This window comes from Mycobacterium sp. BK086, assembly GCA_004362315.1.
Classification (GTDB): domain Bacteria; phylum Actinomycetota; class Actinomycetes; order Mycobacteriales; family Mycobacteriaceae; genus Mycobacterium.
The window spans coordinates 261,358-282,898 of record SNWL01000004.1 but is presented as its reverse complement, the minus strand read 5'-3'; the positions used below and the strand labels follow the sequence as shown (position 1 = coordinate 282,898).

General features: G+C 65.9%; 20 protein-coding genes, 1 tRNA gene and 1 pseudogene. 8 read left to right on the top strand and 14 right to left on the bottom strand.

Features of this window, described 5'->3' with window-relative positions; all coding sequences use genetic code 11:
• Positions 1 to 185: 185 nt before the first annotated feature.
• The 3 genes from EV580_RS12055 to EV580_RS12050 form a co-directional block, all read right to left on the bottom strand.
• A complete protein-coding gene (locus tag EV580_RS12055) occupies positions 186 to 1,436 on the bottom strand; it encodes an FAD-dependent oxidoreductase (protein WP_166654676.1) in 1,251 nt (416 codons plus the stop codon).
• Positions 1,433 to 2,962: a hypothetical protein gene (locus EV580_RS33700; protein ID WP_166654675.1), complete on the bottom strand. Its 1,530-nt coding sequence runs from the start codon at positions 2,960 to 2,962 to the stop codon at positions 1,433 to 1,435. Before EV580_RS33700 ends, EV580_RS12055 begins: the two co-directional genes overlap by 4 nt.
• 99 nt (positions 2,963 to 3,061) lie before the next feature.
• Positions 3,062 to 4,063, bottom strand: a complete 1,002-nt coding sequence (locus EV580_RS12050) for an NADPH:quinone oxidoreductase family protein (RefSeq protein ID WP_133691409.1) — start codon at positions 4,061 to 4,063, stop codon at positions 3,062 to 3,064.
• A gap of 72 nt (positions 4,064 to 4,135) precedes the next feature.
• On the opposite strand from EV580_RS12050, the gene EV580_RS12045 reads away from it, so the two are divergent.
• From EV580_RS12045 to EV580_RS12035, 3 genes are read left to right on the top strand one after another with little or no spacing between them, the layout of a single operon-like run.
• Positions 4,136 to 5,431: an acyl-CoA dehydrogenase family protein gene (locus tag EV580_RS12045; RefSeq protein WP_133692207.1), complete on the top strand. Its 1,296-nt coding sequence runs from the start codon at positions 4,136 to 4,138 to the stop codon at positions 5,429 to 5,431.
• A complete protein-coding gene (locus tag EV580_RS12040; RefSeq protein ID WP_208114606.1) occupies positions 5,428 to 6,438 on the top strand; it encodes a zinc-dependent alcohol dehydrogenase family protein in 1,011 nt (336 codons plus the stop codon). Before EV580_RS12045 ends, EV580_RS12040 begins: the two co-directional genes overlap by 4 nt.
• Entirely contained in the window at positions 6,435 to 7,013 is a 579-nt protein-coding gene (locus EV580_RS12035; protein ID WP_133691408.1) for a TetR/AcrR family transcriptional regulator, read from the top strand. Before EV580_RS12040 ends, EV580_RS12035 begins: the two co-directional genes overlap by 4 nt.
• On the opposite strand, the gene EV580_RS12030 is transcribed toward EV580_RS12035, so the two are convergent.
• The 4 genes and pseudogenes from EV580_RS12030 to EV580_RS12015 all read right to left on the bottom strand — a co-directional run bounded on the left by EV580_RS12030 (position 7,014) and on the right by EV580_RS12015 (position 9,620).
• Positions 7,014 to 7,778, bottom strand: a complete 765-nt coding sequence (locus EV580_RS12030; protein WP_133691407.1) for an SDR family NAD(P)-dependent oxidoreductase — start codon at positions 7,776 to 7,778, stop codon at positions 7,014 to 7,016.
• On the bottom strand, positions 7,775 to 8,794 hold the full coding sequence (locus EV580_RS12025; protein WP_133691406.1) for a phosphotransferase family protein: 1,020 nt from the start codon (positions 8,792 to 8,794) through the stop codon (positions 7,775 to 7,777). Before EV580_RS12025 ends, EV580_RS12030 begins: the two co-directional genes overlap by 4 nt.
• A gap of 60 nt (positions 8,795 to 8,854) precedes the next feature.
• Complete coding sequence (locus tag EV580_RS12020; RefSeq protein WP_133691405.1) at positions 8,855 to 9,175, bottom strand: EthD family reductase; 321 nt, start codon at positions 9,173 to 9,175, stop codon at positions 8,855 to 8,857.
• 40 nt (positions 9,176 to 9,215) lie between these two features.
• Positions 9,216 to 9,620, bottom strand: a pseudogene (locus EV580_RS12015) (HNH endonuclease).
• A gap of 73 nt (positions 9,621 to 9,693) precedes the next feature.
• On the opposite strand from EV580_RS12015, the gene EV580_RS12010 reads away from it, so the two are divergent.
• Positions 9,694 to 10,101, top strand: a complete 408-nt coding sequence (locus EV580_RS12010; protein ID WP_133691404.1) for an HNH endonuclease family protein — start codon at positions 9,694 to 9,696, stop codon at positions 10,099 to 10,101.
• A 49-nt stretch (positions 10,102 to 10,150) separates the two neighbouring features.
• Here the strand turns inward: EV580_RS12010 and EV580_RS12005 are convergent.
• Positions 10,151 to 10,225, bottom strand: a tRNA-Thr gene (locus EV580_RS12005).
• Between the two features lie 46 nt (positions 10,226 to 10,271).
• Positions 10,272 to 11,018, bottom strand: coding sequence for a hypothetical protein (locus tag EV580_RS12000; RefSeq protein ID WP_133691403.1), 747 nt, complete (start codon positions 11,016 to 11,018; stop codon positions 10,272 to 10,274).
• A gap of 128 nt (positions 11,019 to 11,146) precedes the next feature.
• Here EV580_RS12000 and EV580_RS11995 point away from each other — a divergent pair, with 128 nt between their 5' ends.
• Positions 11,147 to 11,866 (top strand): response regulator transcription factor, encoded by a 720-nt coding sequence (locus EV580_RS11995; protein ID WP_133691402.1) that lies wholly within the window; start codon positions 11,147 to 11,149, stop codon positions 11,864 to 11,866.
• A 38-nt stretch (positions 11,867 to 11,904) separates the two neighbouring features.
• Positions 11,905 to 13,344, top strand: a complete 1,440-nt coding sequence (locus EV580_RS11990) for a sensor histidine kinase (RefSeq protein WP_133691401.1) — start codon at positions 11,905 to 11,907, stop codon at positions 13,342 to 13,344.
• Here EV580_RS11990 and EV580_RS11985 read toward each other — a convergent pair.
• The gene (locus tag EV580_RS11985) at positions 13,341 to 13,745 is read right to left on the bottom strand and encodes an HIT family protein (RefSeq protein ID WP_166654674.1); all 405 of its coding nucleotides are present in this window, start codon (positions 13,743 to 13,745) and stop codon (positions 13,341 to 13,343) included. The genes EV580_RS11990 and EV580_RS11985 overlap by 4 nt on opposite strands.
• 109 nt (positions 13,746 to 13,854) lie before the next feature.
• Between EV580_RS11985 and EV580_RS11980 the strand changes: the two genes are divergently transcribed.
• Together EV580_RS11980 and EV580_RS11975 are read left to right on the top strand one after the other, a co-directional pair.
• On the top strand, positions 13,855 to 15,075 hold the full coding sequence (locus EV580_RS11980; protein ID WP_133691400.1) for a bifunctional glycosyltransferase family 2/GtrA family protein: 1,221 nt from the start codon (positions 13,855 to 13,857) through the stop codon (positions 15,073 to 15,075).
• A gap of 4 nt (positions 15,076 to 15,079) precedes the next feature.
• Positions 15,080 to 17,047 carry an ArnT family glycosyltransferase gene (locus tag EV580_RS11975; RefSeq protein ID WP_133691399.1) on the top strand — a complete coding sequence of 656 codons (1,968 nt, stop codon included), beginning with the start codon at positions 15,080 to 15,082 and terminating at the stop codon, positions 17,045 to 17,047.
• A gap of 1 nt (position 17,048) precedes the next feature.
• On the opposite strand, the gene EV580_RS11970 is transcribed toward EV580_RS11975, so the two are convergent.
• The 4 genes from EV580_RS11970 to EV580_RS11955 form a co-directional block, all read right to left on the bottom strand.
• Positions 17,049 to 17,918, bottom strand: coding sequence for an SDR family NAD(P)-dependent oxidoreductase (locus tag EV580_RS11970; RefSeq protein WP_133691398.1), 870 nt, complete (start codon positions 17,916 to 17,918; stop codon positions 17,049 to 17,051).
• Positions 17,911 to 18,342, bottom strand: a complete 432-nt coding sequence (locus tag EV580_RS11965) for a nuclear transport factor 2 family protein (protein ID WP_133691397.1) — start codon at positions 18,340 to 18,342, stop codon at positions 17,911 to 17,913. The genes EV580_RS11970 and EV580_RS11965 overlap by 8 nt, the downstream gene beginning before the upstream one ends.
• 17 nt (positions 18,343 to 18,359) lie before the next feature.
• A complete protein-coding gene (locus EV580_RS11960) occupies positions 18,360 to 20,273 on the bottom strand; it encodes an oxidoreductase (protein ID WP_133691396.1) in 1,914 nt (637 codons plus the stop codon).
• A gap of 87 nt (positions 20,274 to 20,360) precedes the next feature.
• Positions 20,361 to 21,488 (bottom strand): NDMA-dependent alcohol dehydrogenase, encoded by a 1,128-nt coding sequence (locus tag EV580_RS11955; protein WP_133691395.1) that lies wholly within the window; start codon positions 21,486 to 21,488, stop codon positions 20,361 to 20,363.
• Positions 21,489 to 21,541: the final 53 nt, after the last annotated feature.

The following is a 21,541-nucleotide window of genomic DNA, read 5'->3' as shown; positions in this document are numbered from 1 at the left end:
CATGGACGCACCACCTTCACGCAGTTCTGACTTGCCCGTGAAGTTGGCGAACTTCAGGCAAACCCCCCGGTCAGGATGCCAAACCCAGTAAGGCGGCCAGGCACCCGTTTGCTGTCTCAGCGAATTCTAAGCTGATTTCGGGCCGGGATGGAATGTTTACGCCCGAAGTTTGCGGGTTGTTGCCCTCAGAAGCAACGATCCACGAGCTCGACGGAGAACTGGGCAGTGTGCTCGACGGTCTCCATGTTCATGACGCTGCCCACGTAGAAGGTGCCGTATTTGCCCTGCAGGGCGTTCATCGCGTCGTAGAACCCAGCGCGGATGTCCTCGGTGGAGACGTGTGGAAAGTAGTTCCACGTCTTGGCGGTGACCACTCGCGCGTCGCGTGCCCCCAGCGCTGCGATGTCGGAGAACATCAGCCTTGTCGCGGCCTCGGCGTCGACGACGTCCTCGAGTTGTTGATAGATCGTGAAGACGTCGGCGTCCCGATGCTGGCGCGCGATCAGGTTCACGTGCCCGGTCATCGTGCGCGGTACGTGGTCCACGACGGACGCATGCGGGAGCGACGTGGCTTCGATCAGGGTCACCTTGTATCGATGAGTCTTGATCTTGGCGAACAGTTCGCGTTCGTCGGGCCGTAGGTCCATGAACAGGTGACTGGTGTCCAGCGGTGAGGCCAGGATCAACCGGTCGTAGATCTCGGTTTCGTCGTCCGCGGTGATCACCGTCTTGGGGTGTCCGTTGTCGGTATGGCGGGTGATCCGCGTGATGGTGCTGGAGCAGCGGACGTCGAAGTCCTTGGCGACCGCTTTCCACAGCTCCTGCCAGCCGTTGTCGAAGATGTCGATGCGGGTCTGCTTGAGGCCGAGGACATCGACGACGAGGACGTCGATGAACAGGTGCATCATTTTCATCAGATAGATTGCGGGCACGCGGTCGTTCTGGAGATATCCACAGCCCGTGAAGAACGATGCGGACACATCGGCGAGTGCCCGGAAGCCTTCACGATCGGCGAATCGGTCGAAGTCCTCCGCGATGGCCGGCGGTAGGCCGGTCAGGTTCGACTTGCGAATCACCCTATACCGCAAGAATGTTCGTGCGAGCATCGCGAATGCCGTTGCGATATCGCGCAGCCGATAGTGGGTGCGCAGGTAGTGGGCGTAGCGGCTGGTGGATCCCTGATCCAGGACGGCGGGGAGCCGGTCCGCCCGCCGGGACGCACCCACCTGTGTCGCCAGTTCGCCGATGATCCGGTAGCGCGGTGACGACCACAGCGCGCCGAGTTCGTAGGCCTTGCCGTTGTGGATGTACGAGAACACCTTCCCGCCGACGCTGGCTTCGCGCTCGTACACCGTGATGTCGTGATACCCCTTGGCGCGCAGACGATGTGCCGCAGTCAGGCCTGCGACTCCGCCCCCGACGATGGCGATCTTCACCACTGAATGCTCGTCGCGAGTTCCCGCAACGGGGCGTACCTGTTGTCGGTCAAGCCGTCGTCGTAGGCGGTCAGTGCCGCGATGAAGTCTCGATTCGCCTGTTGCATGGTCGGTTCGGTGAACTCGTAGTCGACGTCGATCAGCTGCTTGAGTGGCCATGGCCGGACGTACATCTCGTGCCACATGTAGTGACGCAGGCGGTCGTCGATCTGGGTGAGGTCCTTCTCGTCGAAGGAGCATTCGCTCTTGCCGAACGGTGGTGGGATACGCAGCCGGGTCGGCTTGTGCTCCATGGGAATTGCGTAGAACTCCCGATGATCGGCGCTGTGGACGACCGAGCAGTTCCAGATGATGATCGCCAGCCGATCGGCGAGCTGTTCTTTGTCGAATGTTCCGTCCGGCGTGCCGAAACCGCGCGAGTAGTGGGCGCATTGGCGTGCCCAGTTCAGCACGACGTCGTCGATTTTCACGTCGGCGAGGACCTCGCGGACGAACCCGAGGATGACGTCGTAGTAGCCCCGCAGGTAGGCCAGGTAGTCGGTCTTTCTCGAGTCGAGAAGGTATCCGAAGGTGTAGGGCGGGAACGCCGCGTGGCCGGGGAGGCCGGCATACGAGTATTCGAAGAGTCGGTACTGAGAGGCTCCCTTACCGCTGAACGCGGTGTAGTAGAGCATCGGATCGTTGTATCCCGGACCGTTTTTGATGTGCAGGACGGAGTAGTCGAGCGGCAGCTGCAGGTACATGTGCGGCTCGAGGAGCTTGGCGATGGGGTGCTCGGTGGGCAGCATCGTCCTGGTCACCGCGATCACCGCGTCCATCGGGAAGTGACATTTGGGGTGGGTGACGAACAGCGACAGATAGGTCGCGCCCTGCAGAACATGCATTTTGGCGCGCAGCCAGCTGTTCCCGTCCGACGGCCGCAGCAGCTCGCCCAGGCGGAACTGTTTGTCCACCATCGCAATACCGACGATCTCGAACGTCTCGGCGCCGGTCTCCCGGAAATAGCAGACGGAACCGGTGCAGTACAGGCCGGGGAAGGTGTCGACCGTGCTCACCGGCGACAGGTCGGACTTGTGCACTGAATCGGTTGATATGCCGTTCTTTTCGAGGAGTTCCCGATCGGCATCGTCGAGGGTGTCGGTCAGAAAGTAGGTGTACACCGACTGCGTCAGGTAGCGGCTGAAGGTGGCATCGTCGGGGCAGTCGAGGTGCGGCCGCTTCGTCAGATACTGCACGGCGGAGAGCCAGGAGAACTTCACCTGGCGCTGGAATCGGGCGACGATGGTGGCCAGGAATTCCTTGAGTTCGTCGTTCGCCACGTGCAGGACGGCGTAGGGCATGTTTGTCGACGAGATCGGTGACGGCTGCGGCCATGGGTTGTCGAGCTTGAAGCGCACGGTGCCCGAGGTCTGCAGCGCGGGATACGGGACGCCCTTGTTCCGGTAGAGATTGACCCGGGCGGTGTGCACGAATCCATTCAGCACGTGTGAGCCGATCCGCAGACTGGTGCGCAGAGTTTGCCTCATGGGAGCAAAACGTACGTCGATCGACCGCGCCCGGCATCGGGTGAATGATGCGTTTGCACCCCTGCATGTGGTGTAAACGATGTAGACGGCGCCGTTGGGTCAGCTCAGCACGACCACGCATTTCCCCAGCGCCTTGCGTTCGGCGATGCGGGTCAGGGCGGCCGGCACGTCGTCGAAGGGCGCACGTTCCCGCACGGTGTCGCGGATGGCGCCCTTCTCGAGCAGCTGCGTGAGGTTGCCCAGCACTTTTTCGACGTGTTCGCGGGATTCGCCCGCTGCGAGGACGCCGACCAGCGACGTATTGGTGATGGCCATCATCGCGACGTCGACGGTGGGCCAGCGTCCACTGGCGAAGCCCACCGCGAGGTGCTGACCATCGCGGGCCAGCGCGCCCATCGCGTTGCTGCCCTGGAGGCCGCCGACGGGGTCGAAGACCATGTCGACACCTCGCCAGCCGGTGAGTTCGCGCAGCGCCTGGGCTAAAGGACGCCCGTCGGCGACCGCCTCGTTTCTGGCAACCAACGCGTGATCGGCGCCGAACGACCGGCAGAACTCGGCGCGGGATTCGTCGCCGACGACGGCCAGAACGGTCGCCCCGAGTGCCTTGCCGAGCTGGACGGCGGCGATCCCGCTGCCGCCGGCAGCACCGAGAACAACCAGCGTCTGGCGTGCCTGCAGATGGCCGCGGTCGACGAGCCCGGTCCACGCCGTGACGTTGGGGATCCAAAAGCCCGCGGCGGCGCTGTCGTCCAGGACATCCGGGACCCGCACGGTAGAGGTGGCCAATGCCAACGACTCCTCGGCGAATGAGCCGTTTCCGTTCATGAAGTCGCTGACGCCCATCACCCGGGTGCCGACGACCGAGGCGTCGACCCCGGGGCCGACGGCGGTCACAGTGCCCGCCAGCTCCTGTCCGGGGGTGAATGCGCCGGCCGGGGTGAGCGGGTAGGTGCCCCGACACATCAGCACGTCGGGCAGTCCGATCCCGGCCGCGGCGACCTTGATCCGGACCTGATCGGGACCGGGGTCAGGCAATTCCCGGTCGACCAGCCGCAAGACGTCCGCGGGCTCGCCCGCGCCATGAACCTGCCAGGCCCTCATCGGTATGCCCTCTCTTGCGAACCTCGATCACACCATGATTACACTGTGATTTGCACGAGCGGAAGGGTGGCCATGGCGTGGGATTTCGAGACTGACCCCGAATTCGCCGAACAGCTGGCGTGGATGCGCGAGTTCATCGACGGTGAGGTCATCCCGCTGGAGCCGATCCTCGGTGAGCTGCCCGCCGACGAGTGGCAGGCGGTGAAACGTCATCTGCAGCAGCGAGTCAAGGACCAGGGGCTGTGGGGGATGTTCCTCGATCCCAGCCTCGGCGGCCCGGGGGCGGGACAACTCAAGCTGGCGCTGATGTCGGAGATCATCGGGCGCTGCATGATGTCGATGGAGTTGTTCGGGGTGCAGGCCCCCGACAGCGGAAATATGGAGTTGCTCGCCCATGGCGCCGACGAGGCGCAGAAGCAACGCTGGCTTTTCCCGAATCTGCGGGGCGAGATTTCGAGCGCCTTCGCGCTGACCGAACCCTTCCTCGCCGGTGCCGATCCCACCGTCATCGCCACGACGGCGGTGCTCGACGGCGACAGCTGGATCATCAATGGGCACAAGTGGTTTACCACGAATGCGTCCTGTGCCGACATCATCCTGGTGGTCGCCGAGACCGATCCGGAGAAGCGGCCCCACCGGCACGCCTCGATCTTCGTGGTGCCGACTGGCACTCCCGGTTTGGAGATCATGCGGGAGATCCCCACGATGGCGCATTCCGATCCGGAGTACGGCCGCCGCGGTAACCATGCCGAGGTGCTGTTCCGGGATTGCCGGGTGCCGGCCGATCACCTGATCGGCGAGCGTGGCGGGGGGTTTCTGCTCGCCCAACAACGGCTCGGTGGCGGGCGAATACATCACGCCATGCGCTGGCTCGGGCAAGCGCAGCGTGCCCTGGACATCATGGGGGAGCGTGCCGTATCGCGGCCGTCGCACGGGCGGCTGCTCGGGGAGCATCAAATGGTGCAGGACTATATCGCTCTGTCGCACACGGAAATTCAGGCGGCGCGGCTGCTGACCTTCCACACCGCGTGGCAGATGGACCGACTTGGTGCCAGCGCGGTGCGCGCCGAACTGGGGATGGTCAAGGCGCACGTGTCCAAGGTCGTGCTCGCGGTGCTCGATCGCACCATCCAGGTCTGCGGGGCGTTGGGCTATTCCGGTGATCTGCCTGTCGAGCAGTGGTATCGGATCACCCGCTTCGGCTCGATCGGGGATGGTCCCGACGAGCTGCACAAGTCGGTGCTTGCCAGGCACGTCTTGAAGAAGTACCGGCCGGTCACGGGGTGGCCGACAGAGCATCTGCCGTCGCGTCGCCCTGCCGCGCAACGGAAATGGGAACAATTGCGTCAAGAAGCGGGTGTTGCGTGAGCACGAACGTGGCAATGGTGATGAAGGCTCAGGGGGTGGCGGTCGAGCCCGAGTCGCGGCCGGTGCCGGTGCCCGGTGCCGGTGACGTGCTGGTGAAAGTGGCTGCCTCGAGCGTCAACTACCACGACATGGTCAATCTGGCGGGCCTGATCTGGGGTGAATGGCCCCGGGTGCCCATGAGTGATGGCGCCGGCGAGGTCGTGGCCATCGGGCCGGATGTCACCGACTTCTCGGTGGGAGACCGGGTGATGGGGGCATTCCACCCGGATTGGCAGGACGGCCCGCCCACTCCCGCGCTGAAGGCGGAACTGCCCGGGGACAGCGGGGACGGCTGGCTCCAGCAGTATCGCGTCGCCCCGGTGACCGGGCTGGTCTCGACACCGCCGTACCTGTGCGATCTCGAAGCAGCCACGTTGCCCTGTGCCGCGGTGACAGCATGGAATGCCCTGGCGGAGGCCGAGATCGGTCCGGGAGATGTGGTCCTCACCCAGGGCACCGGCGGCGTCTCGTTGTTCGCCGTGCAACTCGCCCACGCGCTGGGAGCGTCGGTGATCCTGACATCGTCGTCAGACGAGAAGCTCGCGATCGGATCACAGCTGGGCGCAACGCATCTGATCAACTATCGGAGCACCCCGGACTGGGAGAACGAGGTCAAGCGGATCACCGGCGGACGCGGCGCCGACCTGGTGGTGGACCTCGGCGGGCCCGAGACGCTTGCGCAATCGGTGCGGGCCACCCGGATGGGCGGCACGGTCGCGGTGATCGGCGTGCTGACCGGGTTCGATGTCGCACCGGTTCCGGTTGCCGAGGTGATGCTCAACAACATTCGCATCATCGGGATCACGGTCGGTAGTGTGCTCAGCTTCGTCGAGATGTGTGAGCTCATCACGTCGGCGGGGATCAAGCCGCACATCAGTCATGTCTTCGACTGGACCGAGTTGACCGAGGCGGTCCGGGTGTTGCAGGCCGGTGAGCACGTCGGCAAGATCGCGCTGAGGATCACATGACGGCCGAAATCGATTTGCGCCCAGAGCAGATCGTGGCCGCCGCCGTCGAGATCCTGCGCGAGAGCGGTCTCGACGCGGTCAGCATGCGTAGCGTGGCCGGCCGCTTGGGGGTGACGCCACCGCCGGTGTATGCGCGGATCGGCAACAAGGACGCGCTGTTGAATGCCGTCGCCGATCACTTCCTGGCAGATCTGGCGCCGCCGATGGAACGCGACGAATTGTGGCCGGACTATGCCCGGCGGTGGACAGGTCAACTGCGGCAACGACTTACCGAAGCTGCCGATAGCCGGCTCTTCCTCCAGGTGAAGCGTCCGGCCTATCTGGAGGCTTCCCGCCCCTTGCTCAAGTGCATGCGACGCGACGGGATGGATCGCGACCGGGCGGTGCGGGCCTGCCGATTGCTGACGTGGGCGACGGTGGGCTTCGTCGCGATGGACCATCCGCCGCTGGATGCTCCCCGGCGGCGCGGCCGGCTGGCGGGCAGCGATCCAACGGGAGTGACGGCCGAAGAGGTCGACGAATTGTTCTGCGCCCATATCGATTACCTGATCGACGGGATTGTGCGCGATAGCTGACTATCCGGAGACGCCGCCGTCGATCGTCATCAGCGATCCGGTGGTGTAGCTGGACGCATCCGACAACAGGTAGACCACGGCGCCGACGATCTCCTCCGGGCGGCCGACGCGACCCAGGGCGATCGGCCTGACCACGCCGGGAAGAGTGTCGGGATTGCGCACGAATCCCGATGCGGCGTCGGTGTCGAACGTTCCGCAGATGATGCAGTTCACCCGGATATTCGCGTTGGCGTACTCGAGCGCGGTGGCCTTTGTGAGGGCGTTCAAGCCCGCCTTGGCCGCACCGTAGATCGGCGCGACCGGAGTCTGCTTGACCGAGGCCAGTGAGCTGATATTGACGATTGAGCCGCCGCCGGTCTGGGCCATGGCTGCGGCGGCGAGCGCGGTCAGGCGGGTTGGCCCTTTGAGGTTGACGCCGATCACTTTGTCGAACAACGCCTCTGACGTCTCCAGCAGTGACGGCGCGAGTGGGCTCATGCCCGCGTTGTTGACGAGTCCGTCGAGGCGGCCCCAGCGTTCGGTGGCCGCGTTCACGACCGCGTCGAGGGATTCCCAGTCGCCCACATGGCACTGCAGCGGGTGTGCTTGGCCGCCAGTGCCTTCGATCTGTGTGGCGAGTTCTTCGCAGGAGCCGAGTTTGCGGCTGGCGATGATCACCCGTGCGCCGCGCTCGGCGAGGCCTCTGCTCATCGCGGCACCGAGGCCGCGGCTGCCGCCGGTGATCAGTACGACCCGGTCGGTCAGGTCGAAAAGGGGATCGGTCATCGGGCGAACCTCCGAGCGCGGATGAGCAGATTGTCCACGATCGCGCCGAAGACCGCGTGGACCGGGTTGCGGGATTGGCCGAGAACGTGTTTGGCGTAGGAGCCCTCGAGCACGATGGCGAGCTTCCAGGCGCTGAAGACCTGATACCAGTCGAATTGTTCGAGGTCGCGGCCGGTCTGTTGTGCGTAGCGGTCCTGGAGTTGAGCGGGTGTCTGGCAGTGGTCGGGGTGGATGCCGTTCGGGGTGCCGGGGGCTGCGAGCGCGATCGGGTTGCCCTCTTCGGGCCAGAAGATCATCGCCCAGGCGAGGTCGATGAGCGGGTCGCCCACGGTGGTCATCTCGAAGTCCACGACGCAGGCGATGCGAGGCGGGGCGGTGGGTGCCCAGATGACGTTGTCCAGCTTGTAGTCACCGTGCATGACGGTGAGGTCGCCGTGCTTCGGCAGGTGTGTGCGTAACCAGGACGCCAGGTCGTCGATGCCGGGCAGATCGCGGACCCGGTAGCTGTCCAGCTGTTTCAACCAGCGGTCGACCTGTCGGTCGAGGAAGCCTTCGGGTCGGGACATGTCCGCCAATGCGGTTGATGCCCAATCGACTGCGTGCAACTGCGCGAGGGTGTCGATGAGTTGTTCGCCGATCTTGCCTTGCGAGTCCGGGTCATTGCTTAATGCCGGGGGCAGGCCGTCGCGGCGGATGACGTCGCCCTCGACGAAGGACATCACAAAGAACGGTGCACCGAGAATGTCGGGGTCGTCGGTGCGGGCGAGAATTTGCGGTACTGAAATACCCTGCGATGCCAAGGCTTCCATGATGCGCGCTTCGCGGATCACCTGGTGTGCGGTGTCGGAGACTGCGGCGAGAGGGGCGCGGCGGACCACCCACTTCTCGCCGAGGCGGTCGACGCGGAACATCTCGCAGCTACCGCCACCGCGGATCGGCGTCACCGTGATCTCGGTAGGCTCGCCGGTGACCTCGGCCAGCCACGCGGCGAAGCGGGGGACGTCGAAGTCAGTCACCACATAAGCGTTGTACACCTTGAGAACTCGCGGTGTCACTACGCGAGTCTCAGTGCGTGGTTAGTGCTGCGGGACCTCGATGTCAGAGAACAGAATGCGTACGCCGCCAGTTGCGAGCTGGCTCAGCGCTTGAATGAACGCGCCGAACTCCGCTGTGGTGACGGCGACGCTCGCGGCATCGTAATCGGGGTAGTACCAGTCGATCATCCGGTAGGCGGGCGTCGGGCTGCCGTCTTCTTTCGGCCACACCTTCGACGCCTCGAAGCGGATATAGCCGGGGAGGCGACGGGCGGCCTCGAGCTGTTCGGCACCGTATGCGGCCTCGAAGGCCGCCGGGTCGGTGGGGTTGTCGTAGATGACGGTGATCTTGGTTTCGGACACGCTTCCCGACACTAGTGGCTGGGCCACGACGCGGCTCGCTTTAATACGTTTGGCCGTTGGCGTACCGCTGGCGGCGGTAGTGGCGGCCGTTGCCGCGGTTTCGCCCCTTGTACGTCGGTAGCTGCGAGTCGCAGTTTGGACAGATCAGTCGCAGATTCTCCCGCCGATTGTTCGTCGGGTCGCCGTCGATGTGGTCCAGCACCAACGCGATGGGCAGCCCGAGCCACAGATTGGATCCGCCACAGATCGCACAACAGCCGGACTGAGCGGCGTTGAGGTAGGTCCGAATCTAGTGATTGCGGGTCGTGGCGACTGTTGCGTCACCGGAGTCAAGCCAGAGTTGTGTACTTGCTTGTTGCCGGGCCAACTGCTGACATGCGTTGCTGCAGAACAACTGCTGGCTGCGCTTGGTCAGCTCCGAACCGCAATGGCGACATTGCCTCATGAACTGAACCTATGACTGACCACCGACAAGAAGAGCTGCCGAACGTGTCAGTGTGGGGAATTAGCGTCACTTCATGTCGATCAAATGTATTGGGTGTGGAGTCGATGTTCAGAGCCGGCAGGCGAAGGTCTATTGCAGCAATGCATGTCAACAGTCGCACCGGCGGACGTTGCTCCTGAAATCCTGGCTCGAGACGGGCGTGTGTGGCCGTATGTCGTATCAAGGCCACTTCGTTCGGGACTACCTGCACACCCAGCAGAACGGGTGCTGCGCCATCTGTGGGATCGAGAGCAACTGGAATGGTCTGAAACTCGCTCTGATCATCGATCACATCGATGGGGACGCGACCAACAACCGCCGCATGAATCTCCGGCTCATCTGCCCCAACTGCGACAGTCAGCTGCCGACCTACAAGGCGAGGAACAGAGGGAACGGGCGCTTCTACCGGCGGCAGCGCTACGCGAACGGTCTTTCGTTTTAATGAGTGTTTGCTGGAGAGTCTGATAGAGACAGGTTATGGCGGAGTTGCGTGGAGCCTCCTATCGGATTTGAACCGATGACATTCGCTTTACAAGAGCGACGCTCTACCACTGAGCTAAGGAGGCATTGGTCGACACCAAACGACCCGAACCGACTAACAGACTAGCGAACTCACTGATCGTCGTCGTCGATGACCAACCGGTCGCTGCGCACGCGCTCGGAGCTGACCGGGCGCGGCGAGCTGTATCCGCGTCGGCGGCCCGGAATCGGAATCCGGTCGGCGATATTGCTCAGCGGATTGACCACCAGGCTCAGCGTGGTGACCGCTTCGCGCAGGGTCTCGATCGTCGGCGCCAGCGCTTCGAGTCCGGGCGCCAACCGGTTCAGGGTGTCGGCGACGTCGGCCAGCTGCTCGAGAGGCCCGTTGCGCGCGGTCAGCTTTTCGACCAGACCGCCCTCGGCCATCAACCGGTCGGCCAGGCCCTCTTCGCCGAGGATCCGCTCGACCAGGCCGTCTTCGTCGAGCAGCTGGTCCACCAGACCGCCCGGCGCCAGCGCCCGTTCCAGGCCGCCGCCCTCGGCGGTCAGCCGGTCCAGAACGCCATCGGGCGCGGTCACCCGGTCGATCAACCCACCCGGCCGCATCAGCCGATCCAGCGGACCGTCCGGTCCCAGTGCCCGCCCCAGCGGGGCGTCGTCATCGAGCAGCTGGGCGAGCTTGTTCGCCCGCGCGATGGTGTCCTCCAGGCCGAACATCTGCGCCACCGAGTTCGGCGACGCCGGCATTCCGGCCTCGCCCAGTGTTCGTTTGGTCAGGTCAAGGCCCGCTTTGGCGACATCGAGCCCGGCCTCGGCCGCAGCCAGGCCCACCCGCACCGGTGTGGTCGCCATCCCAACCAGGGTCTTCGCCAGATCCATCTCACAAGTGTAGGAGCGGGGGAAGTTTGTAACCGGCGGTATCGGTTATCCGGCGTAAACGACAACTCACAGGAACCTCACAGCGCCCAGGCAGCCCCAGTTCAACAATGTGAGAGGAAATTGTCAGCATGGCCGCACCTGTCACAACTGAATCAAAGCCCGAGGCACGAGTTCTTGTCGTCGACGACGAGACCAATATCGTGGAACTGCTGTCCGTCAGCCTGAAGTTCCAAGGATTTGAAGTCCACACCGCGTCCAGCGGTCCCGCCGCCCTGGATCGGGCCCGCGAGGTGAAACCGGATGCCGTGATTCTGGACGTGATGATGCCCGGCATGGACGGCTTCGGCGTCCTGCGCCGCCTGCGCGCCGACGGCATCGACGCCCCGGCGCTGTTCCTGACCGCACGTGACAGCCTGCAAGACAAGATCGCCGGTCTGACCCTCGGCGGCGACGACTACGTGACCAAACCCTTCAGCCTCGAAGAGGTCGTCGCCCGACTGCGCGTGATCCTGCGTCGAGCCGGCAAGGGGATCGAAGAACCGCGCAATTCGCGGCTGAGCTTCGCAGATATCGAGCTCGACGAGGACACCCACGAGGTGTGGAAGGCCGGCGAACCCGTCTCGCTGTCACCCACCGAATTCACGCTGCTTCGCTACTTCGTGATCAACGCCGGGACCGTGCTGAGCAAGCCCAAGATCCTCGACCACGTCTGGCGCTACGACTTCGGCGGTGACGTCAACGTCGTCGAGTCCTACGTCTCCTACCTGCGCCGCAAGATCGACACCGGCGAAAAGCGCCTCCTGCACACCCTGCGCGGCGTCGGATACGTGCTGCGGGAGCCGCGGTAATCCGGCGGGGCGCGCCGTTCGGCGCGAACAATAGGGAAATGCCCAGTCCGTACCACCGAGCGCTGCCGCTGAGAGTCACCCTGGTGGCCGCCATGCTGCTGCTCGTCGGCTGCGGACTGCTCGCCTCCGGGATCGCCGTCACCTCGACTCTTCAGCACGACCTCATCAACCGCGCGGACCAGACCCTGCTGGACGCCTCACGCGGCTGGGCGCAGGCCCCGCGCCGCATGCCGCCGCCCGACGAAGGCCCCAACCCGGCGCGCCCGCCGTCCAACTTCTACGTACGCGGCGTCGACGCCGACGGTCACATCTGGATGGCGGTCAACGACCGGGAGGCCGAGCCGGCTCTCCCCGACGACAACGACGTCGGCTCCTCGCCGGTGACCGTCGGCTCACTGGACCACTCCAACGTCCAATGGCGTGCGGTGTCGGTGCAAGGCCCCAACGGTGAACTGACCACCGTCGCCATCGACATGTCCGACATCCAGTCCACCGTGCGCAGCCTGGCCTGGTCTCAGGTCGCCATCGGCACCGCGGTCCTGGTGATCCTCGGCGTCGCCGGGTATTGGGTGGTGCATCGCAGCCTGCGACCCCTGGTCGAAGTCGAGAAGACCGCCGCAGCCATCGCCGCCGGGCAGCTCGATCGTCGTGTGCCGGAACGGGATCCGCGCACCGAGGTCGGTCGGCTCTCGCTGGCGCTCAACGGCATGCTCTCGCAGATCCAGACCGCGATGGCGTCGTCGGTGGATTCCGCCGAGCAGGCAAGGACGTCCGAGGAACGCATGCGGCGGTTCATCACCGACGCCAGCCACGAGCTGCGCACGCCGCTGACCACCATCCGCGGATTCGCCGAGCTCTACCGGCAGGGCGCCGCCCGCGACGTCGAGATGCTGATGTCGCGCATCGAAAGCGAATCGCGCCGGATGGGGCTGCTGGTCGACGATCTGCTCCTGCTGGCCCGCCTCGACGCGCAACGCCCACTCGAGCAGCGCCGCGTCGACCTGTTGTTGCTCGCCACCGACGCCGTGCACGACGCCCAGTCCATCGCCCCGAAGCGCACCATCACCATGGAAGTCTTCGACGGCCCCGGCACCCCCGAAGTCCTCGGCGACGAGGCTCGATTGCGTCAGGTGCTGGGGAACCTGATGGCCAACGCGCTGCAGCACACCCCGGAGACCGCGCGCATCTCCGTTCGGGTCGGCACCGACAACGACGATGCGGTGCTCGAGGTCGTCGACGAAGGCCCCGGCATGACCCACGAAGACGCCCAGCGGGTGTTCGAGCGGTTCTACCGCACCGACTCCTCGCGCGCTCGCACCAGCGGCGGCACCGGGCTGGGCCTGTCGATCGTCGACTCGCTGGTCTATGCCCACGGCGGGCGGGTCACGGTGCGAACCGCGCCGGGCCAGGGCTGCTGCTTCCGGGTCAGCCTGCCACGCATCGCCGACGTTCCGGCCCCGGTCGCGCCCGCGATCTAGTCCAGCTCGGCCAGTGCGGCCTTGATCCTGGCCTGCGCGTCATCCAACGACTCCGGGGACGGGTTGCGGTCGACATTCGCGAAACCGAAGTCCGACAGATTCCGCGCCGGGAACACGTGCACGTGCAGGTGCGGCACTTCCAGGCCGGCGATGATCAGTCCGGACCGTTCGGCGCCGAACGCCGCGCACACCGCCTTGCCGATTCGCTGCGACACTGCCATCACCTTGTTGAACAAGGCCGGGTCGACGTCCTGCCAGTTGTCCACCTCGGCGCGCGGAACCACCAGGGTGTGCCCGGGCGTCATCGGCTCGATCGTCAGGAACGCGACGACCTCGTCGTCCTCGTAGACGAATCGTCCCGGCAGGTCACGGTTGATGATCATGGTGAAGACGGAGGCCATGGCGCCAAGCATATGAGTAGCCGACGGCGGCAATTCACGAAGCTGGCTCACAGCAACTCATCAGATCCGGCCCAGTGTCACGGCAGCTTGAGCCGCGAGCATCTATCCCATGACCGACACCCTGCCGGCCGAGCAGCGCACTGCTCAGATCGGAGTCGGGGGTCGCTTTATTCTCGACATCGTCATCCCGGTGTACAACGAGGAGGACGACCTGCCGGCGTGCGTTCGGCGCCTCCACGAGTTCCTGCGCGACGAGGTGCCCTACCGGGCGCGAATCCTCGTGGCCGACAACGCAAGTACTGACAACACCCTGGCGGTCGCCCATGAGCTCAGCGAGGAACTGTCTGACGTCGAGGTGATCCACCTCGACGCCAAGGGCCGCGGCGGGGCGCTGGCCGCGGCGTGGGCGTCCTCGCCCGCCGACGTCGTCGCCTACATGGACGTCGACCTGTCCACCCATCTCTCGGCGCTGATGCCGCTGGTGGCTCCGCTGGTGTCCGGGCATTCCGACATCGCCATCGGGTCGCGACTGGCGGCGTCCTCGCGCGTGGTGCGCGGCATCAAACGTGAAGTGGTCTCGCGCGGGTACAACCTGCTGCTGCGCGGACTGCTCGGAGCCCGGTTCTCCGACGCCCAGTGCGGGTTCAAGGCTGTGCGCGCCGATGTCGCCCGCCAGCTGTTGCCCCTGATCGTCGACACCGGGTGGTTCTTCGACACCGAGCTGTTGGTGCTGGCCGAGAAGGCGGGCCTGCGTATCCACGAGGTACCGGTCGACTGGATCGACGACCCCGACTCCCGGGTCGACATCGTGGCCACCGCGATCGAGGACCTCAAAGGCTGCTGGCGAGTGGGCCGGGCACTCACCACCGGCACGCTGCCGTTGCGCGACCTGCAAGCCGCCCTCGGCCGAGAACCCCTGGTGCCCGGGGTGCCGCGCGGCATGGTCGGCCAGATGGTGCGGTTCGGGCTGATCGGCATCGCCAGCACCATCGCCTTTGCGCTGCTGTACCTTTCGCTGCATCCTGCGCTCGGCGCGCAGGCCGCCAACCTGACCGCACTGTTGTTGACCGCACTGGCCAACACCGCCGCCAACCGGGCCTTCACGTTCGGCATCCGCGGCCGTGCCGGTGCCGCCCGTCATCACATCCACGGCCTGCTGGTGTTCGGCTTCGGACTGGCCATCACCAGCGGTTCGCTCTACCTGCTGCACCGATTCGATCCGACCGTCGGCAAAGGTGTCGAACTCTCGGTTCTGGTCGTCGCCAATCTCGTCGCCACCCTCGTGCGCTTCGTCGCGCTGCGCAGGGTGTTCGGCGCCTCGACCCGCTGACGCGATGACCGTCGCGGTCGACTCGCCGAGAATCGGTGCAGCCCAGGACATTCCGCGACGGATGCGGCTAGGGCCGCACCGGTGGGCGCTGGTGGTGCTGCTGGCCGGGACGACCGTGCTCTATCTGTGGGGCCTGGACGGATCGGGCTGGGCCAACGCGTTCTACTCGGCCGCCGCACAGGCCGGCGCGCATTCCTGGAAGGCGTTCCTGTTCGGTTCGTCGGATGCCGCCAACTCGATCACCGTCGACAAACCCCCACTGTCGCTGTGGCTTCCGTCGCTGGCGATCCGCGTGTTCGGGCTGAACTCGTGGAGCATCCTGGTGCCGCAGGCCGTCATCGGCGTCGGTTCGGTGACGCTGCTGTGGGACGCCGTGCGCAGGTCGTTCGGCGAGACGGCCGGGCTGATCGCGGGCACGGTGTTGGCGCTGACGCCGGTGGCCGTCACGATCTTCCGGTTCAACAACCCCGACGCGCTGCTGGTGCTGCTGATGATCGCCGCGGTGTGGGCGCTGCTGCGTGCGGTCGAGGACGGGCGGCTGCGCTGGCTGCTGCTCTGCGGTGTGTTCCTGGGGCTGGGGTATCTGACCAAGCAGCTCGAGGTGGCCCTGGTGATGCCGGCACTGGCGCTTACCTATCTGGTGGCCGGGCCGCGGTCGCTGCTCGCCCGCGCCGGGCAGCTGGTGCTGGGACTGGGTGCAGTGATCGTGGCCGCCGGCTGGTGGGTGCTGCTTGTGCAGCTGTGGCCGGCCGGCAAGCGGCCGTGGATCGGTGGCACACAGACCAATTCGATTCTCGAACTGACACTGCGCTACAACGGCATCGGCCGGCTCAACGGTGACGAGCCGGGCAGCACCGGTTCACCGGGCTTCATCTCACCCGTCCACACCGGGGGCCGGACTTCGGCGCATCCGTGGGGGCAGACGGGCATCGGTCGGCTGTTCGAGCCGGAACAGATCGGCGGCATCGGCTGGCTGCTGCCCGCCGCGCTGATCTTCGCGGTCGCACTGCTCGCCTGGCGGGGCCGCGCCCCGCGGCTGGACCGGCAGCGGGCCGCCGTCATTGTCTGGGTGGTGTGGCTGTTGACCACCGCTACCGTCTTCAGCTTCATGGCCGGCATCTTTCACCCGTACTACACGGTGGCGCTGGCGCCGTCGATCGCAGCGGTCATCGGCATCGGCGTCGCCGTGTGCTGGCAGCGGCGTGAAAAAGGCTGGGCCAAAGGGGTATTGGCGGCCGCCATCGTCGTGACCGCTGCGACGTCGGTGCATGTCCTGTGGCGCGTGCCCGACTACTATCCGTGGCTGCGCTGGGCCATCCCGGCCGGTGCCATCGTGCTTTTGGCCGGGCTACTCCTCGCCGTCATCCCGACTCCCGTGGCTATCGCACTGACGGCCCTCGTCGCTCTGGGTGGTCCGGCGGTCTACAGCATCACGACCGTGGTGCGCGGTAACACCGGCGCGATGCCGATCGCCGGGCCCGTTCCCCGCATCGTCACCGCGATGACCAAGGGCATCGGGCCGGTGCAGCGGGCCGAGATCAACGTGGCCACCGGGCCCGGATTCTTGCTGCCGGCAGGCTCTCCCGGCGCGGGGATGCATCTCGTGGGATGCACCCTGCTGGACTCGGGTGTGCCCGACCGGCGGCTGGTCGACCTCCTCGATGCCAACGCCGAGCGCTACACCTGGGTGGCGGCGACCGTCGGATCGGTCTGTGCGGCAGGCTATCAACTGGCCAGCGGTTACCCGGTGATGCCGGTCGGCGGTTTCAACGGAACCGATCCTTCGCCGGCACCCGATGCGTTCCTGCGTCTCGCATTGTCCAAACGGATCCACTACTTCATCGTCACGAATCCGATTCACGAGGACAAGTGGGGTCACCTGGACACCAATGCTCTTATCCAGCAATGGGTTCAACGCAACTTCACGCCCCAGCGTGTGGGCAGGGTGCTGATCTACGACCTGACGGGATAACTCAGGTCAGCATCTCCGCGATCTCGTCGATCGTCCACGGCGGGCTGTCGTTGTGATCCCGGTAGCCGATCAGGCTGGGGGAGGGCCGGTCGAAGCGGCCCACGAAACCACCTGCGGCTATGAAGATCTGGCCGGTGATCTTCTTGGCGAGATCGCTGACCAGATAGGCGTACATCGGGGCGACGTAGTCCGGGGCGGGCGCGTCGAGCGCCCCTTGGGCGCTGACCTCGTCGAGCAGGCCGCGCCGCCGCAGCGAGGCGATCTGCTCCTCGTAGTCCGGTCCGGTGGACAGCCGGGTCTTCGCGCCCGGGCACACCACATTCGCCCGGACCCCGTGCTCGGCCAGCTCCGCCGCGATGGCCATCGTCAACCCGTTCACCGCGCCCTTGCCGGCCGGATAGCCGGTACCGCCGTAATCACCAAGGAACGCAAAGGAACTGGTGTTGACGATCGCGCCGCGCCCCCTGGCCACCATCTTGGGTGCAGCCGCGCGGCAGGTGGCGAACGTCGTGCCGACGTGCACGTCGAGCAGGTCGCGAAATTCGGCCGGTGTGACGCTCAGGATCGACGATCCGGGCGGTTCGGGTGCGCCCGCGCAGTTGACCAGTGCGTCGATGGCGCCGAATTCCTTCTCACACAGCGTGATCAGATCGTCGGCGACCGCCTCGTCGGCACCCGATCCGGCGTGGGGCACGGCCCGGCCGCCGGCCGCGACGATGGCGTCAACGGTCTCTTGTGCGGCCGCCCCGTCGCGGCCGTTGACCACCACTCCGGCGCCGTAGGCGGCCAGTAGCGCCGAGACAGCGGCCCCGATACCCCGGGAGCCGCCGACGACGACCGCGCCGAATCCGTCGAGCGGCCGGTCACTCACCTTCAGTGGATGCCTGGCCGAATTGCATGCCGTCCATGTTCCAGTAGCCGCGCATGTTGGCGATCAGGCCGGCGTCGTTCACGGAGTAGGTGAACACACCGCGCACTGTGCTGGTCAAGCCGCCCTCGAACTGGCTGCGCAGCACCAGGATATGAGCCACCTCGTTGGGCGAGCTGGACGGAAAGGTCTCTTCGCACGTGACGCGAAGGTTGTTGACCGAGATGTTCGCGTCATAGAAGTCCGCGACGGCCGCCTTGCCTCGCACACCGTTGCCGTCGGGATTGGTGATGGCCTGTCCGATCGGGTCCTCGATGACCACGTCGTCGGCCATCAGGGCCAGCCAGCCTTCGCGGTCGTGCGACATCACGCACTTCCATGACGACTGCGAGGCGGTCAGCGCCGGTGTCTGTTCGGTTGTGGTCATGATTCCTCTCCTTGTTGTCAGATACTGCAGGCGGCGCGAGCGCCATCTTCGGTGGCCTTGCGGATGAGTCCCAGTCCGGCGCAGTCGCCGACGGCATGCACCTTGGCGCCGGGCAGCCGGTCGGTGAGTGTGTCGAACAGCGTGGTATCGGCCTCGGGATGCCCGATGATGATCACGCTGTCGGCGGACAGTTCGCGACGGGTCCCGCCCCACGGGGTGAACGCCACGCCGTCGACGGAGATCTCGTGGACCTCCGTGCGAACGTGGATGGGAACGGCCAGCCGGTCGAGCCGGTCCATGTGCTCGGTCCGGCGTTTGAGGCCGACCTCAGGGGCGATCGCGCGATCGGTCGCCAGCACGGTGACGAATCTGTCTCGGGCTGCCAGGAATTCGGCGATCTGGATCGCCGCGAGCCCTCCGCCGACGATGATGACACGCCGCCCCGATGAGGGGGCGTCGGGGTTGCCCAGCAGTTCGTGCAGGCCTGGGGTGGTGTGCACACTCGCGCCGGTGGCCACGATCACCGCGTCGGGATCCAGCGCCGCGACCTCGTCGGCGCCGACCGTGTGCGAAAGTTCGACCGTCGCGGTGCTGCAGGCGATTTCATCGCGCAGGTAGTGCAGGAAGGGTTCGTTCTCCGGATGCACGATCGACGCCCAGACCAACGCGCCGCCCAGCTGTGCGGTGCGTTCGAACAGGGTGACCCGGTGCCCGCGTTCGGCGGCCACCCGGGCGGCCTCCAGTCCGCCGGGGCCGCCGCCGATGACGACGACGTGCTTGCCGTGGGTGACCGGGCGCAGCGCCAGTTCGCGCTCCTTGCCGGTGCGGGGGTTGACCGCGCAGTCGACCGAAAACCGTTGCTCCATGGCGTCGATGCAGTTCTCACACGAGATGCAGCGGCGCACCCGGGCGACGTGTCCGGACGCGATCTTGGCGGCCAGCTCGGCGTCGGCGAGCATCGGCCGCCCCATGGCGATGAAGTCCGCCCGGTCCTCGGCCAGGATCTGTTCGGCACGTACCGGGTCGTGGATGCGGCCCACGGCGATCACCGGCACGTCGACCACCTGCTTGACGGCTGCGGCGGCACCGATGTTGAGCGCGTCGCCGTCGTCGGCCGCGTTGACCATGCCGGTGACCAGACGGTCGATCACGCCACCGCTGACGTGGAAGGCGTCCACCCCGGCGGCCACCAGTTGCGGTGCCACCTGGGCGGTTTCGTAGCTCGGTCGGCCACCGGCCACGCGTTCGTAACCCGATATCCGCAGCGTGATCGGCAGCGCGTCGCCGATCTCGGACCGGATGGCCGCCAGCGTCTCCAGTACCACCCGGATACGGCCGTTGACCGAATCGCCGCGGTAGTCATCGGTACGCCGGTTACGTTGTGGGGCAAGGAAAGACCCCAGGAACATGTACCCGTGCGCGGCGTGCAGCTCGATACCGTCGTAACCTGCCTCGGCGGCGCGGCGCACCGCGGCCTTGAACAGGTCGATGATCTCGATCAACTGCACGCGGGTGACCTCGGCCGACGGGCGTCCGGTCAGATACGACGGGATCACCGACGGGCCAAGCGACTTCACGCCATGCATCTCCGGGCCCAGCCCGTCGGGGCCGGCATGCACGATCTGGGGCTGAATCTTGGCGCCGTGCTCGTGGACGGCGTCGACAAGGGCGCGGTGCGCGCTCACAGCCTCATCGGTGCCGAGGTGCAGGCCGCCAGGAGTCTCGGGGTGGAGATGGTCGATACCTGTGGCGCCCACGGTGATCAGTCCGACCCCACCCTTGGCGCGGGCGGCGAAGTAGTCGCGGGTGCGCTCCGACGGGAGGCCGTCGGGGGTGCCGTACATCGTCTCCATCGGAGACATCACGAGCCTGTTGCGCAGTTCCATCCCGCCGATTCGGCCGGGGCGCAACAGGTTCGGGAAGCCGCTCATGGTCTCGGCTCAATGAATTCCGGGCCGTGCCCGCGCCATTGGGCAAGGCGAGCACGGCCCGGAAGGTCCACACATGACACGCGAGGGTCAGCGGTCCTCGTCGGTGTAGCGGATGACGCCGCGAATGTTGCGGCCCTCGAGCATGTCCTTGTAGCCGTCGTTGATCTGCTCAAGGCGGTACTGGCGGGTGACCATGTCGTCGAGGTTGAGCTTGCCCGCCTTGTACATCCCCAGCAGCTGCGGGATGTCGTAGTGCGGGTTGCCGCCGCCGAAGATGGTGCCCTGCAGGTTCTTCTGCATCAGGGTCAGCATCGCCAGGTTCAAGGTGACCTGGTTGTCCATCAGGCTGCCCATCGCGGTCGCCACGCAGGTGCCGCCCTTGGCGGTGATGCCCAGGTAGCTGTCGATGTCCTGGCCGTGCAGCTCACCGACCGTGACGATGACCTTGCGGGCCATCAGACCCCAGGTGGCCTCGGCAATACCGGCCGCGGCCGATTCGATGTCGGGGTAGACGTGGGTGGCACCGAACTTGAGTGCCTGATCGCGCTTCCACTCGACCGGATCGATCGCGAAGATGTAGCGCGCACCGGCGTTGACAGCACCCTGCAGCGCGGACATGCCGACGCCACCGACGCCGACGATCGCAACGTCCTCACCGGGACGGACGTCGCCGCTCTTGGTGGCAGAGCCGTAGCCCGTCGTCACGCCGCAACCGACGAGGCAGGCCACCTCGAACGGGATGGACTTGTCGATCTTCACGACCGAGGTCTTGTGCACCACCATGTAGGGCGAGAACGTGCCCAGCAGCGTCATCGGAAAGACCGGCTGGCCCTTGGCGTGGATGCGGTGGGTGTTGTCGGAGACCGCGAGGCCACCGAGCAGGCCCGCGCCCAGATCGCAGAGGTTGCGCATGCCAGCCTGACAGGACGGGCACAGGCCGCAGGACGGGATGAACGAGAGCACGACGTGATCGCCGACCTCCAGGTTCTCCACACCGGGGCCTACCTCGGTGACAATGCCGGCGCCTTCGTGGCCGCCGAGCACCGGGAAACCGAACATCGGGATGCCACCGGTGACCAGATGATGGTCGGAGTGACACATGCCCGAAGCTTCCATCTGGATCTTGACTTCATCCTTGACGGGATCGCCGATTTCGATTTCCTCGATCGACCACGGCTGGTTGAACTCCCAGATGAGAGCACCTTTTGTCTTCACAGAAAACCTCCACTCGCGAAACCCGACCCCAGCTTTCTCCAGGGCGGCCGGCC

What these genes read in the sequence shown, in the direction of transcription:
- EV580_RS12000 (WP_133691403.1), bottom strand. Translation starts at nt 11,018, where the DNA reads ATGGATCTGGCGAAGACCCTGGTTGGGATGGCGACCACACCGGTGCGG.
- EV580_RS11960 (WP_133691396.1), bottom strand. Translation starts at nt 20,273, where the DNA reads ATGAGCGGCTTCCCGAACCTGTTGCGCCCCGGCCGAATCGGCGGGATG.
- EV580_RS12030 (WP_133691407.1), bottom strand. Translation starts at nt 7,778, where the DNA reads ATGACCGATCCCCTTTTCGACCTGACCGACCGGGTCGTACTGATCACC.
- EV580_RS11980 (WP_133691400.1), top strand. Translation starts at nt 13,855, where the DNA reads ATGACCGACACCCTGCCGGCCGAGCAGCGCACTGCTCAGATCGGAGTC.
- EV580_RS11985 (WP_166654674.1), bottom strand. Translation starts at nt 13,745, where the DNA reads ATGGCCTCCGTCTTCACCATGATCATCAACCGTGACCTGCCGGGACGA.
- EV580_RS11965 (WP_133691397.1), bottom strand. Translation starts at nt 18,342, where the DNA reads ATGACCACAACCGAACAGACACCGGCGCTGACCGCCTCGCAGTCGTCA.
- EV580_RS12035 (WP_133691408.1), top strand. Translation starts at nt 6,435, where the DNA reads ATGACGGCCGAAATCGATTTGCGCCCAGAGCAGATCGTGGCCGCCGCC.
- EV580_RS33700 (WP_166654675.1), bottom strand. Translation starts at nt 2,962, where the DNA reads ATGAGGCAAACTCTGCGCACCAGTCTGCGGATCGGCTCACACGTGCTG.
- EV580_RS11990 (WP_133691401.1), top strand. Translation starts at nt 11,905, where the DNA reads ATGCCCAGTCCGTACCACCGAGCGCTGCCGCTGAGAGTCACCCTGGTG.
- EV580_RS12010 (WP_133691404.1), top strand. Translation starts at nt 9,694, where the DNA reads ATGTCGATCAAATGTATTGGGTGTGGAGTCGATGTTCAGAGCCGGCAG.
- EV580_RS11995 (WP_133691402.1), top strand. Translation starts at nt 11,147, where the DNA reads ATGGCCGCACCTGTCACAACTGAATCAAAGCCCGAGGCACGAGTTCTT.
- EV580_RS12045 (WP_133692207.1), top strand. Translation starts at nt 4,136, where the DNA reads ATGGCGTGGGATTTCGAGACTGACCCCGAATTCGCCGAACAGCTGGCG.
- EV580_RS12050 (WP_133691409.1), bottom strand. Translation starts at nt 4,063, where the DNA reads ATGAGGGCCTGGCAGGTTCATGGCGCGGGCGAGCCCGCGGACGTCTTG.
- EV580_RS11975 (WP_133691399.1), top strand. Translation starts at nt 15,080, where the DNA reads ATGACCGTCGCGGTCGACTCGCCGAGAATCGGTGCAGCCCAGGACATT.